We start from the raw sequence: 16643 nt of genomic DNA on the forward strand, positions 1-16643 counted from the left end.
AAGAGAAAACTCATATTTCTTTACAATTATTTACTTTACAGGAAGCCGAGAGCAAGGGGAAGATTTCGGGCAAGGAAAGTTTTGAACAGTCAACCGTCAACAGTGAAATGACTAAAATTGAGATTTTGCCCCAACCCCGTCACAGAGACGCCGATCGCGATCGCTCACATTAGGATTAGTTCTCAGATAATCTCCCACCCAGTCACAGCCCCTCACCAGCAAATCGTCAAGATCCAAATTCCACAAAATCACCCGATTATCCCGGCCCGCAGAAGCCAGAACCTTCCCATCCGGGCTAAAACTCACGCTCATCACGCTATCCTTGTGACCCGTCAAAGTTTTCAGCAAAGTCCCGCTGCGACTCCAAAGCTTCACCTTATGGTCATAACTGCCCGAAGCAACCAACAAACCATCCGGGCTAAAACCCACGCTAGTCACGCTGTCGCTAGAACCCTTCAGCAGCGTCGCCACCAAAGTCCCGTCTACCTTCCACAATTTCACCGAATTGTCGTAACCAGCCGAAGCCAGCATTTTGCCATCAGGGCTAAAAGCAACCCCCAACACAAAACTGTTGTGAGCTCCTTCAAAAGTTCTCAGCAAACGACCGTCCCGATTCCAGAGTTTGAGAGTACCATCATCGCTGGCAGAAGCCAGCATCGAGCCGTCGGGACTGAAAGTCACCCCAGTCACCCAGCCTGTGTGTCCTGTTAAAGTTTTAATCAGCCTGCCGTTTCTAGTCCAGAGTTTCACAGTCTTATCCTTGCTCGCCGAAGCCAGAACCTCGCTATCGGGGCTAAAACTCACGCTCATCACGCTGTCGGCGTGGCCGTCGAGAGTGAACAGCACAGAAGGCGAACACGGGAATAGCGGAGCCGAAGGACAAGGGAGAATATTATTCATGCCATCTTCTGTCAAACTCCAGACTTTCACCGTTTTGTCGTAACTCCCAGAAGCAAGTAGCTGACCGTCGGGGCTGAAACTGACGCTGGCGACTCTCTGAGTGTGTCCTTCCAAGGTTTCCAGCAAAACTCCCGTGCGGCTCCAGAGTTTGATAGTGTTGTCCGTAGAAGCAGAAGCCAGCCTTTGGCCGTTGGGGCTGAAAGTAACGCTTTGCACCCGGTTTTGGTGTCCGTCGAGGGTTTTGAGCGGCACGTCATCGAGTCGCCACAGCCTGACAGTTTTGTCAAAACTCGCCGAAGCCAAGGTTTTGCCTTCCGGGCTAAAACTCACCTGAGTAACTCGATCGGCGTGTCCCTCAAAAGTTCTCAGTAAGCGACTCTCTGGTTTAATGTTGCTAGCATCGGTTGGGCGTTTGTCGCCAACACCAGCAAGACTCCAGAGTTTGACAGTCCCGTCTGCACTTCCAGAAGCAAGTGTTTGACCGTCGGGGGAGAAACTGACACCAAATACCCACTTGCTGTGTCCGCGCAAAGTTGTTAGCAGTTCACCTTTTTTTGCTTGTGTTGAATTTTCTGTTGGTGGGTGTTTGAGTGCAGCGATGCTCCAGATTTTCACCGTTTTATCTTCACCTGCACTGGCGATCGTTTCACCATCGGGGGAGAAACTGACGGTGTAAATTTTCGAGGGTTGTTTGTTTTCGCTGTGCCATAAATTAGCGATTAACCTGCCGTCAGAACTCCACAGTTTCACAGTACCGTCATCGCTCGCCACAGCGATTATTTTGCCGTCGCGGCTGAAGCTTAGCCAATTTACGGGAGCAAATTGTTCGATCGTTCGCAGCAGCGTGCCGTCGGTTTTCCAAAGTTTGATAGTTTTATCTGTAGATCCGCTGGCGATCGTTTGACCGTCTGAACTAAAAGCAACGCTGGTAACGCTATTAGTATGCCCTTTGAAAGTGGCCAGCAAACTGCCGTCAGTTTGCCAAATTTTGACAGTTTTATCTAAACTTGCCGAGGCTATAGTTTTGTTGTCGGGACTGAACGCGACACAGGAGACACTGTTAGTGTGGTCTTTGAAAGTGGCCAGCAAACTGCCGTCGCGCCGCCAAAGTTTGACTGTTTTATCTACACTGGAAGAAGCTATTGTTTCCCCGTCTGGACTGAAGCTAAGACCCCAAACTACATCGCCGTGTCCTTCCAAGCGGTTGCGTTCTTTGACTCCATAAACTGCCTGCTGGAGGGCAGCAGAAATCAGAATTTCGGTGTCTTTGAGAGTATACATTTGTTGGGAGTGTTCGATCTGTTTCCACTTTTTACCAGCTCTCAAACTTTCCATCATGGCGTCAAATTTGTTGTTTGAGAAATAAAGTGCTTCAGAAGCGGCTGTCAGGGTACTGATTTCTGCTCGCTGAGTTTGAGCGACAGCTAGCTGTTTTTGACCCACAGCCCGCCACCAAAAGTTTACGGCGGCGATGGTGGAACTGGTTAGCAGCATAACGCCGATTACTGCTACTCCCAGCAGTTGTTTGAGAAAAGTATTGGCTCGATAGAGCTGTGCTTGACTCATTTTTTTATCTGCTTCTGCTTTATGCAGTCGGGCTTCTAAGCCGAATCTTTGGCGGATTGGTCGCACTAAATAGTCGTGTACCAATTGATAGCGGTCTTCGGGCGCTTCCCGTAGCAGAAATAGCAAACCGTGACCAACTAAAATGTCTAAAATTAAGTCTAGGTTGTCGGTTTTGTTTGGTCGGATTTCTGGGTCTTTTGCGAACTGTCGCGGTAGGGAAATTCGGTTTCTGCCGATCGCCGATAATTCGGTTTCGCGGGCATCTGCTGGCTGTTGGCCTGTCACTAACGAGAGTTCGTGTTTGGTTTTTATCAGGCGAACGCCTCTTTCATCTGTCAGGGAAAACAAGATTTTCCACGCTGCATCTTCGTTAACCAGACCACAGTCAGAGATGACTCCTTCGAGCGATCTTTTCACTAATTCCGCTTTGGGATTGTCCCCCAATTGCTGGTATTGTGCTAGACTTGTAATACCTTCTTCTTGCAGTTGCGCTCCTACTACCTGCAATTCGATTGGTCGCACTTCTTGCAGTTCGTCTGCTAAATCTTCAACGAAGGCATCGATCAGTGCCGGCTCTAAATAAAATTCCGCCCGTTCTGTTAAGTGTCCGATGACAGCCCGCGCGTCTTTGATAGAAAAACTCCGCAGTTGGTAGCGGATACTTTTGTCGAGAATATTATTGTTAATAGCGTCAAGATTTGGGAAGCGATCGCAATCTAGTAAGTAGTGCAAATAATCTTCGCGCAAGCACAGAATTATCTTGACATAAGGCAAATTCAAAAACAAGCGTAAAAAATTATAAAAAAGTTGTCTTTGTGCCACTGAAGTCGAAACAAAGAAAAACTCTTCAAATTGATCGAAAATCAGCACTGTCAATAAATTATTTGTGGCATTTTCGCGCAACTTATCTATAATAAAAGAAGAGACTTCCGAGCTGCGAGCAGGAATAACCGAGCAACTTCTTTTGTTGATTTCCTGTAGTCCTTTCGAGATTAATTTACTTTCCTCTTCGGCTTGTTTGTCGTACAGTGCGCTGTTCAAAGCATTTTCTAACTCCACCAGCCAGTCGGTGTAAACTTTGACTACTACGGGCAATGTATCCCGCGCACCCGGAGTAATATTTTTCAAAGCTGGTACTAAGCCGGCATTGACTAGAGAACTTTTCCCGACTCCGCTGGGCCCGTGAATAATAGTTAATTTATGGTCGTCCCTGCTAATTCTTTCTAGCAAGCTATTGATATCTGTTTGGCGCGAGTAAGCTGTCATGGACGCTGCGATGGCAGCTTGGTTTTGAGCTGAGGGACCTGAAGGATTGACCGCTTGGCGCTGCTGCTGCAATTGGCTGGCTCCGATAAAAGCTCTAAATCCGTATTGATATTCGATCGACCGCTGGGTTTTTTTAATCCGAAACGCTTTAAGGTACTCTCCCTGCTCGAAATAAACCGCTTGCAATTCCGTCAAAATATCGATGTAAAGTCGGGGGTCGTACTTCGGCTCGCTTTGAGATTGAGCCAACTCCAAAGAATGAACCGCCGCTTCCCACTGGCCTAGCTGCCGCAAACTTCGGGCTAAAAGTAAAAGATACGAACTCCTGTCGGATTTAGGATGTTGGATTTTAGATTTGGGTTCGTTACTTAACTCGTTAGAACCCACAATTTCTGGATAATTTCCCTCAAACCCCAATCTCAAATCTTCAATCAGCAATCTCAAATCATTAGGCGTTTGATCCAAAATCGCCAAAGCCAACTCCGCTAGCTGGCGGGCTTGACTCCACCTCGACTCTTGCAGGGCAACTTCAGCCAAAAAGCCGTAATCTTGAGCTAGTTGGCTGGGAGTACCGTAAGTGAAGTGCAACTGCAAAGAATTTTCCGCTAATGCTTGCAACTCTCCCCAAGCTTTCAGGCGCTGCAGCACTTCTCCGAGGTGTGCTGTCACCTCAGCGACCAATTCCGGGCGTGAAGCAAGGGAGAAAGCGTTTCTAGATTGTTCCAGGCTAATCCAAGCTTGTTCCCAGTGGTGGCGGTTGGCTACCGGGTTTCTGGCTGCTTGCAACCGGTGACACAGGGCTATGTGAAACAGCACTATGCCTTCTCTCTCTAAAAATAAAATTTTGGGGACAGGATTCGACAAGGAGGAGAAGGTTTCTGGGTTTTCGGAATGTTCCAAGTTTGCCAGTTCCCAGTTGCCCGTTTTCTGCTGCCAAAATACTAAACTTTCTTGGTAGTGAATTAAGGCAGTTTCGGTTTGGTCGCTAACATAGTAATCTCGACCGAGAACGAATTGCAGGCTGGCTTTGAGGGCGGGTTCTAATTCTTCACCGCGATTTTGTAAATCTCTTAAAGCTAATTCTAGTTCTCGGCGTGGCAAAGAGCCGATCGCCAAATCGAAGGTATTGCCCGGACTCAATGGCGAATACGAGTGGACTTCTGATGGTCGTCTGTTTTGGGGCCCTGAGTTAAAAGTTAGAAAGCGTTCTCCTGGGCTCATTTCGCGCTCCAGACCGGGTTTTTCGCACTGGGTTTCGCAGGTCTCACAATTAGCGATGGTGCTGACGTTGCTGCTGGTGAGTTCTTGATTGAGTTCGCCTATTTTAAATATAGTATTGGCCCGCCTAGCGAGGAAATTAATTAATTCGTCAACGCCCATTTCAAATTTAATTGTGGCGGCGGCCCAACTTTTGAAATCCGGGGCCAGACGAATCATTTTGGTCACGATGTCATCTGTTACCCACAAAATCACTGGGCAGGAAAAATTTTTGCGAAATTCGTCTCGCACTTGATTGGTAGAAGCCATCACTTCGTCGATCGCTACTACTGTTTCTAAACCGAATACCATCAAAGCCGAGGCGGCACCGACAGGCGAGTACCCCTCCTGGAAAGTGCTTGCCTGCAGAGTAGTGTAAAGGGTTTTGACTGAAGGTGGCAGGACGATATCTTGAATTGGAACTGGGGACACTTCTCGCAGCCGCTGCGCTATTTGTTGCCGCAACTGCTCGTAGTTGCAGCGCACCAAAATTAGCGAGAATTGGTGTTGAGACATTGTGATTGACCTGACCAGAGTTTTGAGCGATCGCTCGTTGTAGTTGGCAGTTTCTTGTACCTTAATTAGATCGGTCATGCGTGCACCTCTTTTTCATTAATCAATTACCTAACGCTCGCCAATCGTGACTGAAAGCGTCTCTACTTAGACATCCCCGTCTCTGTCTGACGCTTTATCTCTGTATAAATACGTAGTTTTCCGTACTTGTCCTATCAATACTTACATAGTTATTAGATCCAATGTAAAGATATCATACCTCTGAATCTTAGAGAATGCTAGACTTCCCAATAAAATTTTAATGTTATCTTAGATTTTTTGATTCAGCTATATATAAAGGACTACCGATCATAAATAGCCAAATGCTAAGTTCACGATCATACCGACGACTAGCTATTAGGAAACAACTCCGATATATCTGTAGCAGGCATTTAGCACAACAGTCAAAAAAATGTCTTCCGGGATGGAATTAGTTTAAATTAAGAGCAACAGATAAAAACAGACATAGGGGGTCTGACATTGCAGATATGAGAGTTGAGAGTGGGTAAAGTCCTTAGTGGCGGCAAAGTTTTACACGATAATAACATTCACCACCTATAGCAAGCATTCAACAGAAATCAGCCAGTGGCAAAAACCGCTGACTGATTTCTGTATTGGATTGTAAGATTTCGGAGTTGTGAGCGATGAATTTTCAGTTAAATACTTTCTAATTCCCTCGTGGTTAAGGGTTTTTGGAGTCACGAAGCCATCTCAAAAATCCCAACTATTTTGCTTCAGTGCGCTGCAGCCACTCCTTATATTTTCTGGTTTCTGCTAGGGCTGGATTAATCCCAAACCAACGACCTTCTTGATCGCGGTATTCAAAGACAAACATACTTCGCAACAAGATTTGAGATTCTTCTTCGCCGGTTACACTTTGTCGCTTGACAACTTGAAACAGCAATTCCCATTCCAGGTCATTGATGGCTCCCAAAAGGTCATCGCGATATTCTTGAATGACGCTTTCGAGGCATTCGCGAGAAAAGGGAGGGTCTTCGTGCTGCAAACAGCTATATAAAAGCATCAGTAGATTGCGAACGTGACCGCCACTAATCCGACAAAGCCGATCTAAAGTTTCGGGAGAGTCAAACACCTGGGAAATCAAATCAATGCGTTGATCGGGAGCAACTTTCGGGAAAGCTCTAGCTAATACTAGCTGCCGGAGGAGTGCCATTCCTTCAATGTGGTCTTCGCCCGATCGCATTTGCACCGGTACCATCGGCATCACCTTGGGCTTGACTCCAAATCGACTGGCGAGGCGGCCGAAGTCGTTGGAAAAAATCAAAGTCAGGGGAATCGTGTAGACAACATGGCAATTAAGTTTTTTCAACTGTTCGCCGCGGTCTAAAAACAGATATTCTGGCTGGGTGCGTCCGCTGGGTTTGAGGGAGGCGTCGAGGCGATCGAGGTTGTCAACGATGACTGCGAGTCCTTTTTTCCCTTGCTGCTTGAGTTCGGCGTTAGCTCTGTTGAGGAGTTCTTCGTTGATGGACTGCAAGATGCTGTTGGTGCGGGGTTCGAGATATTGCCTGAGTTGCGATCGCAGTTTGGGAGAGTCTTTAGTTTTAGCAGTAACTCTCGCAATGCCTACAGATAACTCGGCTTCCGCTGACAAATCTATGGGAGTCTGCAAAAATTCTGCCACTTCTGCAAACAGATTGGTAAAATAGCTCGGTCTGAGTTTGATTTTAGCGGATTCCATAGTTTCGCTGACTTGGCGCGCAATGCTCAGCAAAATATCGCTGATGTCTACATCACCCATGTCTAAGTCTTGGGAAGACTCGAAGTAGACGACGCAAAAACCCTCTTGCTCTAACTCAGCTTTTAGTCGAAACAATTCCGTAGATTTGCCACACCCAATATGTCCTGTAAATAGCTGACACGTTGGCTCGTTGGGGGAGATGCGGGTAATGGTTCGCTGTAAAGATTCAATGATTTTGCCCCCACGCACGGAACCAAAATCAATGTAGTATTGATAATCTCCTGGGTCTCCCGCAACAAGGGTCTTGCTCGGGTTGCAGGCTTTATAGAATCTGTCTAATTCGAGTGCGATCACAATGGAAGCCGAATAAAAGTTAAAAAAGTTAATCGAAAGTCTAAACTTTCTTTAGTTGAGTTTAGTTTGATTTGTAACCTTTTGCACTGTGGGGTAATGCCCTAAATACCCAAAGAACCTTGATCTGGTAAGGGGTTTTCCCGGCGCTGGAATTGGGTAATTTTTAATTAATAATTTTTTATTACTTATGGGACTCAGTGATATTACTGATATTGGCAGGAGTCTGGGTAAATTTGCGGGAATCTGGTTAAATGGTAGGGGAAAACAGGGTTCAAGAGAGAGATTAAACAGTTTTGAATTTGTGCTAATCCTTAATTACTATATTGTCAAGACGTAGATGGCTAGTTTTGGAGCGGTTTCTCAAACAGAGTTAGGGCGCAGGCGCCAAAAGTTGCGGCAGCAGAGGCGCGCTCGATTGGCGGCTGTTGTGTGGCAAATGCTGGCAGCGAGCGCAATGGCGGGAGGTTTGCTGTGGTGGATTGCTCAGCCGGCTTGGTTAATTGCCCGATCGGAACAAGTGAAGGTGGAGGGCAATCAGTGGCTGTCAGACAAGGCGGTGCGGTCTTTGGTTCCGCTGTCTTACCCGCAGTCGCTGTGGGGGATTCAACCGCAGGCCCTGGCCGAAAAGCTGGAGTCCACGGGGCCGATCGCCAAAGCGAAGGTGACTCGCAACTTGTTTCCGCCGAGTTTGACTGTAGAAGTGGCAGAACGCCTGCCGGTGGCGGTGGCGCAGCCGAATGCGGTGTTGAAATCGAACAGTGACAAGGAAAAAGTGGGGTGGCTGGACGCTCGCGGAGGTTGGATGCCGTCGGATAGTTATACTGCTGTACGATCGCAGAATAGTTCGATCGGGCCCGGCAGCATTCCGGGAACGCAGCCTCAGCGTTCTTTGCCCACTTTAAAAGTCATCGGGCCTTTGGAACAGTATCGCGCCTATTGGCCGAAGTTTTACCAAGGACTCAGCGGCTTGACGGTGAAAGTGTTTGAGATTAATTGGCAAAACCCGAACAACTTGATCTTGAAAACAGAGATCGGTACCGTACACTTAGGGCCGTACAGTTCCAAGACTGCGGAGCAACTTAAGGTTTTAGACCGAATGCGACAATTGCCAAAACAGATAGATTCAAGCAAAATAGCCTACATTGACTTGAAAAATCCTGCTTCGCCGATCGTCCATTTGCCAGAACTACCCGGCAGTTTGGAGAGTTCAACTCCGGCACCCACTCGCGCCCGAAATTGATCCTCTGTCAACAAAAGGTAGAAGGTATCGATCGGACGGCAGAATTTTTAGCCATCAGGATCAATACGCAGCGCTGGAAATAAGGACTGTTTTTTGATATCGAGTCGGGAAAAAAAATCTGATTTTTCTTTCCATCCCGATGACTCTGAGGCTAGTATCCATTTTTTTTCCTTCTGCCTTGCTTACAACTGCCTTAATCCGGTCAAGTACCTGGATGGGGTCAAGCGAGGTCTAGGCTAGCGAGGTCGGCCAAATCCGAGATTGCTAACATTAAGCATCGACCAGTGTTAGTTTTTCGCGCAACTTAGCCTATAGTTGATTGTGAATTGGCGTTTAGTTAAAAAGCTGTAATCTACTATCCCCGACTCTAATGAAGCTTAATAATAGACAGGGGTCTGACCAAGACAGTCCCCCTTCGGAAGAAGTAAAAAATTTTCCGGTGGCTGCAGATTCCGCCAATCCCTTTAGACGCAAGTCTGGTTATGTAAATGTAGATAGTATTGATATCGATCCTATGGTCAATCCCAAAGACATAATGCCCAGCAGTGCTGCCAAAATCAAAGTAATTGGCGTCGGCGGCGGTGGGGGCAACGCCGTTAACCGGATGATTGCCAGCGAGGTTTCTGGTGTCGAGTTTTGGTGCGTGAATACAGATTCCCAAGCTCTGGTTCTCTCAAATGCTCCGAAACGCTTGCAAGTCGGACAGAAGTTGACGCGCGGTTTGGGCGCGGGGGGCAATCCGGCGATCGGTCAAAAGGCTGCGGAGGAATCTCGCGACGAGGTTGCTAATGCTTTGAATCACGCGGATTTGGTGTTTATCACGGCCGGCATGGGCGGCGGTACGGGCACGGGCGCGGCTCCGATCGTGGCTGAGGTCGCTAAGGAAATGGGCGCTTTGACTGTGGGCATAGTGACGCGGCCTTTTACGTTTGAGGGACGGCGGCGCACCAGCCAAGCTGAGGAAGGGATCGCGGCTTTGCAAACCCGGGTGGATACGCTGATCGTGATTCCTAACGACAAGCTGCTGTCTGTGATTTCGGAACAAATGCCGGTGCAAGAGGCTTTTCGAGTTGCTGACGATATCCTGCGCCAAGGGGTTCAGGGTATTTCTGACATTATTACTATTCCCGGTTTGGTGAATGTTGACTTTGCTGACGTGCGGGCAGTAATGGCTGATGCTGGTTCGGCTTTGATGGGCATCGGCGTGGGTTCTGGCAAGTCACGGGCTAGGGAGGCTGCGATGCAGGCTATTTCTTCGCCTCTGCTGGAAGCTTCGTCTATTGAGGGCGCTAGAGGTGTGGTGTTTAACATCACTGGCGGTACAGACATGACGCTGCACGAGGTGAATGCGGCGGCTGAGACGATTTACGAGGTTGTCGATCCGAATGCCAATATTATTTTTGGAGCGGTGATTGACGAGCGGCTTCAGGGCGAAATTAAGATTACTGTGATCGCTACTGGTTTTTCGGGAGAAATTCCGTCGCCTCCGACTCCGGGGCGGACGCAAAATGTTAATGCTCCTTGGCGGGCTGCCACTGTGCCGACGACTCCTGCTCAACAGACGCCCGATCCGAAAGCGAAACCGCCACAGGATTTGGGATTGGATATTCCTGAGTTTTTGCGTAACCGTCGCCCGCCTAGATAAATTTGGATTTGGGATTTTGGATGGCGGATTAAATCTAAAATCTCAAATCTAAAATCTCAAATTTCTAGGGTTTGGCCTGGTTCTGGTTCGAGGAGTTGGGTGGAAAGTCCCGATTTTGCTAGCAAATCGCGAAATTCGGGGATGCTGCCAACCGATCGCACTAACATTGGTAAAATGCCTGTGGCTCGGATGTCTCCCGCCGCTGTAGGCAGGAAAAACCGAGGTTTGAGTGTTTGGGCGAGGCTGAGGGCTTCCGAAGGGCCGATGATGACTTGTCCGAGGAATGGGAAGATTTGACCGATGACTGGGGCGATGGCTACGTCTACTGTGTCTATTTTTTGTTTAACTTTGTCTAATGGCGGTAAGTGCGGTTCGTAATAAAGTGTCTCGCCGCTGCTTAAATCTTTGAGCAAGTAGCCGTTTTCTTCCTGTCCGGGCTGGATTTCGGCTCCGGGTACGGCAGTAATTTGTAACTTTTCTTGATAATTAAATTCTTGCCAATTTGCTAAAGATGTGATATGGGTGTAGCCTAAACTGCTGAGGACTTTGGCGGCGGTGGGTGAGGCGATCGCGGGAATTGTGCGATCAAGCTTTTCGAGTGTTGGTCTGTGACAGTGGTCGTCTAATCCTTGGGAAATTAGGATGAGGTCGATCGGCGGTAAGGTGCTGGGAGTGAAGGCGACGGGCGTGTTGTGGTAGGCGGTGAACAGCCAGGGTTGACCGTAAAATACCAGCGGATCGACCAGCCAGGGATCGACGAGGATGGTTTGGCCTGCGATGTGGAAGATCCAAGAGTTGAGGTCGATTCGGGTGATTTTCACTGTTGTTTGCAATAATTCTTTACAATTGGTTTAATCATAGCTAATTTTGTTTGGCAATTTTAACCGCAGATGAGGGCGGATGAGCGCTGATGAACGCGGATAAGATGGGATGTGTCTGGGGAAAGTTGGCGTTTATCTGCGGTTGAAAGAAGATGATTAAATCGAGGATTCCTGTGGCTTTGACTGTGGCTGGATCTGATAGTGGCGGTGGGGCCGGGATTCAGGCGGATTTGCGGACTTTTGCGTTTCACTGCGTGCATGGTACGAGTGCTTTGACTTGTGTGACGGCTCAAAATACTTTGGGGGTGACGCGGGTGGATGCTTTGTCTGCTGAGGCTGTGGCGGCTCAAATTGAGGCGGTAGTGGGGGATATTGGGGTGGATGCTGTGAAGACTGGGATGCTGCTGAATCGGGAAATTATGGCGGCGGTGGCTTCACAGGTGGAGGTTTTGGGAATAGGGAATTTGGTTGTCGATCCGGTGATGGTTTCACGATCGGGCGATCGATTGATTGATGAGGGGGCGATCGCATTTTTGCGGGATGTTTTGATTCCTTTGGCTGCTGTTGTAACTCCGAATCGGTTTGAGGCTCAGATTTTGAGCGGTTTGCAGATTAATTCTGTTGATGATATGCGGGTGGCGGCGCAGCAGATTTATCGTTTGGGCGCGAAAGCTGTTTTGGTGAAGGGCGGCGGGATGAAGGGGGATTTGCGGGGAATTGATGTTTGGTTTGACGGTACGCGGTTGGATGTGTTGAAGACTGAAAATGTTGATACTGGGAATACTCACGGGACTGGTTGTACTTTGAGCGCTGCGATCGCCGCTAATTTAGCATTAGGTAAAGATTTATTTACAGCGGTGACATTGGCTAAGGATTATGTGACTACTGCTCTCAAATATGCTTTGGATATTGGGGAAGGTCAAGGGCCAGTAGGTCATTTTTTCCCACTTTTACTGAAGTAAATTGTGAACTCATCCCTTTTCTTCCCTTCTTCCTTCGCGTCCTTTGCGTCTTCGCGGTTCGTTTAATTTCTTAATTTTTCAGGCGATAAAGCGATCGCCACCAAGTCTTCGATTTTCTTAATATTCGGATCGCCCGCTAAATAACCAATCCCTCGGTGCAAGTGCAGGCGAAATTGTTTGGCTAGAGTTTCTTTTTCCGTGCCTAAATTATCTTGGTGACACCGCTGCTTGAGGGCCATTATCAAGATATCGGCCATATCGCCGCCGAAGACATCCCAGCTTAATTCGACGTTGCTGTCGCTGGGAATTGGTACTGGCGATGGGATGCTGGGCTCGGCGAGCGATCGGCAAAATCCCCATCTGCAGAGAATATTCCACTGATCGATTTTGGTCGATCGTTTCAGTTTTGATAGTTGGTCTTTGCCGGTTTGGGAGAGGCGGATGCGATCGACTGGTGGTTCCATAGGTTGATAATTTTGTTACCGCCGATGAGGGCAGATGAACACGGATGAACGCAGATAATAGCATGAGATTGTATCTGCGGTTTAGAAATTATTGACTATTCGTTGAATTTCTACTTTAGGGTTGCCGAAGTTGATGAGCAAGCAGACGGTTAGTTTGGTAGCTTTTATGACATTTAGACACTGTGCCATTTCTCTTTCCCCCAGTGATTTGATAGCTTTGAGTTCTACAAGCACGGATCTTTCCACCAACACATCTGGTACGAATTTCCCAACAATTATATCTTCATAATGGACATAAATGACAAACTGAGGTTCAACCAGCATCCCTGTTTTGCGAAGTTCATAAACCAAAGAATTCTGATAAACTTGCTCCAAAAATCCACAACCTAAAGTATTTCCTACCTTAAAAGCACAACCAATAATTTTTTCCGTAATCCCATTCAATTCCAATCTGCGTTCATCCGTGTTCATCTGCCCTCATCTGCGGTTAAAAACATCCCACATCCAAAACTATACCAAAAAATCCCATGCCATCCAATCCAATCTGCGTTCATCCGTGTTCATCTGCCCTCATCTGCGGTTCATTCCCAGAAGTAACCTTTTTCGACAGTGGTTTGGTGTTTGGCGGAGTCGTATTTGAGGAGGTAGCTGTGGGCGATCGCCTCCAATTCTTGCAGCTTATCATATTCTACTTTTCTAATTTCCGTGTCGGTAGAAAGCAGGATGACTTGGTGGCTGGCCGAGGGGAAATAGCGTTCGACTAGGTTGTTTCTGTGGGAGGAGTCGAGGCGGCCCAAGGGAGTGTCGATCGCCACTGGCAATTGTCTCCCGGATACTCGGGCTAATCCCCACAAAAAGGCGATCGCCAGCAATTGTTTTTCCCCGGCTGAAAGTCGGTGTTTGGGTACCGGTTTGCCTTCTGGATCGTAAATGGAGAGGCTAAATGTTTGAGTGTCGATCGCAACTCTGTGCACGAGGTCGGTTTTGTGCAACAGGTAGCGGAAACAGTCGGTAATTTCTATTTCGAGTTTGTTGAGTTTTTTGAGGGTGAGTTTTTCTTTAAAGAGTTTCAGGGTGGCTTGGGCTTTGGCGATCGAAGCGATGACGTGTTGGCTGTTTCTGATGGTGATGAATTCGCTGCTGTAGCTTTCTAGTTCTTTTTGGTTTTTGGCTAATTCTTTCTCTAATTCATCGACGCGGCGGTTGGCTGATTCCAAGGCTGCAGCTGCGATAGCGACTGCTTTTTGGGCTTTCCTGACTTCTTCTTCTAGTTTTTCGTAGGCTTCGGGGGAAGCTGCGGCTGCGAGTTGTCTGTCTGTGAAGTCGATTTCTGCTTCGATGCTTTTGATTTCTTCTATTTGGTCGCGGGCTAGAATTTGCTGGGCTTTGATTTGGTAGCTAAGGAGGTTTTCTAGTTGCTGGATGCTGTTGTTGTCGGCATTCATCCAGGGCGGAGTGTCTGTTCCCGCTTGCTGTTCGAGTTCTTGGTTTTCTTGGCGGATGAAGTCTTCAATTTTATCTAGCTGTTGGGGATCTAACGAGATTTCCGCGATGTAGTTGAGAAGGCGATCGCTTCTTTGTTTGATAACATTTTGGGCAATCTTTGCTTGCTGCTGGCTGGCTTCTGTTTCTGCTTGATTTTTTGCTTCACTTAGCAAGGGCGAAATTAAGGCTAGTGGTAGCGTATTTGATGCCAATTCCATCATGGCTTGACGGGTTTTGTCTGCCTGATTTCTGTAGTCGTTTAGCTGTCTGTCTAGCTGACTGCGATCGGCGGCAATTTTCCCGCCTTCATAAATAAACTTTTCTGATGCTTGTTGCTGATTTTTTTGAGCTTTATCTAATTCGTTTTTAAAGCTGGCTTGTTCTTGCTTAGCTGAGTCTATGTCATCAGTAATTTTTTTAAAAGTTTGTTCGATTTTCTCTAAAGCAGCCAAGTCTTTTTTGCCAGCAATTTCTTTCCGCTTGCGACCGGCTAATATTTCTAAATCGACGGCGAGGCGTTCTGCTAATTCTAAACCTAAAAGAGATTTAATCGCCCCGACGACAAACTCCGGCGGTGTTTCGAGTTCGGCGAGTTCTTTTACTTGTTCGCCGTCAAACAAAAATAGGTTGGATATTCCGACGGGTAAAAGGGTTTCGATGTATTCGTCCCAGGTGTTAGTAATCGCTTTGTCAGACCACCAATCGCTGACAATATCGCTGTATATGAGAATGCTTAAGTTGTCTTTGATATCTAATTTTTTCCAGTATCTAACTATTTTGAATTGAGTTAATTTGTCATCTTGGACTTGTTCAAATGTTAGTTCGACGCGGGTATCTTCTAATGGGGGAGTGTGGCGGTTGACGCATTGATTGAGAAAGTCGCTGTAGCTTAAATTGCCTCTGGTGGAACATTGGGCGCGGCCACCGTAGAGGGCGAGGCGAATGGCGTCCATGAGGGTGGTTTTGCCGCCGCCATTCATGCCGCCAAATAAAATGACTGGGCAGGGATTTCCGTCTTTTTCGGGGCGGAGATTGATGGTTTGGGTGCCGGAATATGGGCCGAAGTTTTTGAGGACGAGTTCGAGGAATTGCATTGTAGATGTTGTTGAGATGGGATGAAAGTTGGTGGGTGCGATCGGCGTATCCGACAGTCCGGGGTTAATCTGTGAGTCCGACAGTCCGACAGGGATTGAAATCCCTGTCTCATAGCTGAAGTCCTCTGAAGAGGACTCAAGTTTGTGACTGTTGAATCTCGGTTTTTAGTCGGTTTTAACCGACTTTCGCTATGAGACGGGGATTTCAATCCCCGGCGGATATTTGGGTAAGGGCGATCGACTCGATTGGTCGATCGGGGTCGATCGGCGATTCCGATAGTCCGACAGTCCGACAGGGATTGAAATCCCTGTCTCATAGCTGAAGTCCTCTGAAAGAGGACTGAAGTTGGCGATCGTTGAATTTCGCTGTTCAGTCGGTTTTAACCGACTTTTGCTATGAGACGGGGATTTCAATCCCCGGCGGGTCTGGATGTAAACGCAATAGCTGGAGATCCCGCGAGTCGGAGAGTCGGCCAATATTTTTCAATTAATTCTCTGCCGAATTCGGGTGCCACCGGGTGGGTGGATTGTCTTGATCCGTGATTTGTTCTAAATGCGAATTTGTGGTTTTTTGCAAGTGATGTTCCTTTTGATTTATCACATAAGCGACTGCTGAGTCTAGTTGTTTTTGTCCTAAAGAAAATACTCCGTATCCTTCTTGCCACGAAAATTTATTGGAATTTTGCAAAGTTTGATTGAGATAACGGCTGCTGCTACCTTTAATATTTTTAACGAATTCAGCGATCGATTGTGTCGGAGGAATGGAAACTATTAAGTGGATGTGATTTTCTGTGCCGCCGATCGCATGAAGGATGCAATTGAGGGTGTCTGCTTTGCCGATGATATAAGAGTAAAGTTCGGTTTCTTTTGCGGGAGATATGAGAGGCTGTCGCTCTTTTGTTGCCCAAACTAAATGATAGTACAGCCGCCACATTGCCATAAAGATTTTTCCTCCTAATTTTTTAGGTTAATTTATCATTTTGTGACCAAATCCGAGAGTGCGATCGGGGTCGATCGGCGAGTCCCCCAGTACGACAGGGATTGAAATCCCTGTCTCATAGCTGAAGTCCTCTTAAAGAGGACTGAAGTCGGCGATCGTTTGATTTGGTTCTTCAGTCGGTTTTAACCGACTTTTGCTATGAGACGGGGATTTCAATCCCCGGCGGATCTTCGGGTTAGCCCAAGGCCCCAAAGTGCGATCGAGAGGACTGAAGTCGGCGATCGTTGAATTGCGCCCTTCAGTCGGTTTTAACCGACTTTTGCTATGAGACGGGGATTTCAATCCCCGGCGGATCTTCGGGTTAGCCCGATGCCCCAAAGCCCGATCGCCCGATC

12 protein-coding genes are annotated in these 16643 nt (G+C 47.5%); 4 read left to right on the top strand and 8 right to left on the bottom strand.

Going from position 1 to position 16643, the window contains the following annotated elements:
- Window positions 1-111: 111 nt before the first annotated feature.
- Together QUA77_RS16110 and QUA77_RS16115 are read right to left on the bottom strand one after the other, a co-directional pair.
- Window positions 112-5583 (bottom strand): WD40 domain-containing protein, encoded by a 5472-nt coding sequence (locus QUA77_RS16110; RefSeq protein ID WP_333451130.1) that lies wholly within the window; start codon window positions 5581-5583, stop codon window positions 112-114.
- Between the two features lie 682 nt (window positions 5584-6265).
- Window positions 6266-7597, bottom strand: coding sequence for an ATP-binding protein (locus QUA77_RS16115; protein WP_333040669.1), 1332 nt, complete (start codon window positions 7595-7597; stop codon window positions 6266-6268).
- Between the two features lie 337 nt (window positions 7598-7934).
- On the opposite strand from QUA77_RS16115, the gene QUA77_RS16120 reads away from it, so the two are divergent.
- A complete protein-coding gene (locus QUA77_RS16120) occupies window positions 7935-8837 on the top strand; it encodes an FtsQ-type POTRA domain-containing protein (RefSeq protein ID WP_333451132.1) in 903 nt (300 codons plus the stop codon).
- Window positions 8838-9207: 370 nt separating this feature from the next.
- The gene (gene ftsZ / locus QUA77_RS16125; protein ID WP_333451134.1) at window positions 9208-10482 is read left to right on the top strand and encodes a cell division protein FtsZ; all 1275 of its coding nucleotides are present in this window, start codon (window positions 9208-9210) and stop codon (window positions 10480-10482) included.
- A gap of 56 nt (window positions 10483-10538) precedes the next feature.
- Here ftsZ and QUA77_RS16130 read toward each other — a convergent pair whose 3' ends face one another.
- The gene (locus tag QUA77_RS16130; RefSeq protein WP_333451136.1) at window positions 10539-11303 is read right to left on the bottom strand and encodes an MBL fold metallo-hydrolase; all 765 of its coding nucleotides are present in this window, start codon (window positions 11301-11303) and stop codon (window positions 10539-10541) included.
- A gap of 152 nt (window positions 11304-11455) precedes the next feature.
- On the opposite strand from QUA77_RS16130, the gene thiD reads away from it, so the two are divergent.
- Window positions 11456-12265 (top strand): bifunctional hydroxymethylpyrimidine kinase/phosphomethylpyrimidine kinase, encoded by an 810-nt coding sequence (thiD, locus tag QUA77_RS16135; RefSeq protein ID WP_333451138.1) that lies wholly within the window; start codon window positions 11456-11458, stop codon window positions 12263-12265.
- A gap of 62 nt (window positions 12266-12327) precedes the next feature.
- On the opposite strand, the gene dndE is transcribed toward thiD, so the two are convergent.
- From dndE to dndD, 3 genes are all read right to left on the bottom strand, one after another.
- Entirely contained in the window at window positions 12328-12729 is a 402-nt protein-coding gene (gene dndE, locus QUA77_RS16140) for a DNA sulfur modification protein DndE (RefSeq protein ID WP_015179042.1), read from the bottom strand.
- Between the two features lie 81 nt (window positions 12730-12810).
- A complete protein-coding gene (locus QUA77_RS16145) occupies window positions 12811-13200 on the bottom strand; it encodes a GxxExxY protein (RefSeq protein ID WP_333040677.1) in 390 nt (129 codons plus the stop codon).
- A 110-nt stretch (window positions 13201-13310) separates the two neighbouring features.
- Window positions 13311-15308, bottom strand: a complete 1998-nt coding sequence (gene dndD / locus QUA77_RS16150) for a DNA sulfur modification protein DndD (RefSeq protein ID WP_333451140.1) — start codon at window positions 15306-15308, stop codon at window positions 13311-13313.
- Window positions 15309-15499: 191 nt separating this feature from the next.
- On the opposite strand from dndD, the gene QUA77_RS16155 reads away from it, so the two are divergent.
- The gene (locus QUA77_RS16155; RefSeq protein WP_333451142.1) at window positions 15500-15631 is read left to right on the top strand and encodes a hypothetical protein; all 132 of its coding nucleotides are present in this window, start codon (window positions 15500-15502) and stop codon (window positions 15629-15631) included.
- Between the two features lie 164 nt (window positions 15632-15795).
- Here QUA77_RS16155 and tnpA read toward each other — a convergent pair whose 3' ends face one another.
- Window positions 15796-16248, bottom strand: coding sequence for an IS200/IS605 family transposase (gene tnpA, locus QUA77_RS16160; protein ID WP_333451144.1), 453 nt, complete (start codon window positions 16246-16248; stop codon window positions 15796-15798).
- Between the two features lie 132 nt (window positions 16249-16380).
- On the bottom strand, window positions 16381-16590 hold the full coding sequence (locus QUA77_RS16165) for a hypothetical protein (RefSeq protein WP_333451146.1): 210 nt from the start codon (window positions 16588-16590) through the stop codon (window positions 16381-16383).
- Window positions 16591-16643 lie beyond the last annotated feature (53 nt).

Origin of the sequence: Microcoleus sp. K5-D4 (genome assembly GCF_036704575.1) — a bacterium.
Classification (GTDB): domain Bacteria; phylum Cyanobacteriota; class Cyanobacteriia; order Cyanobacteriales; family Microcoleaceae; genus Microcoleus.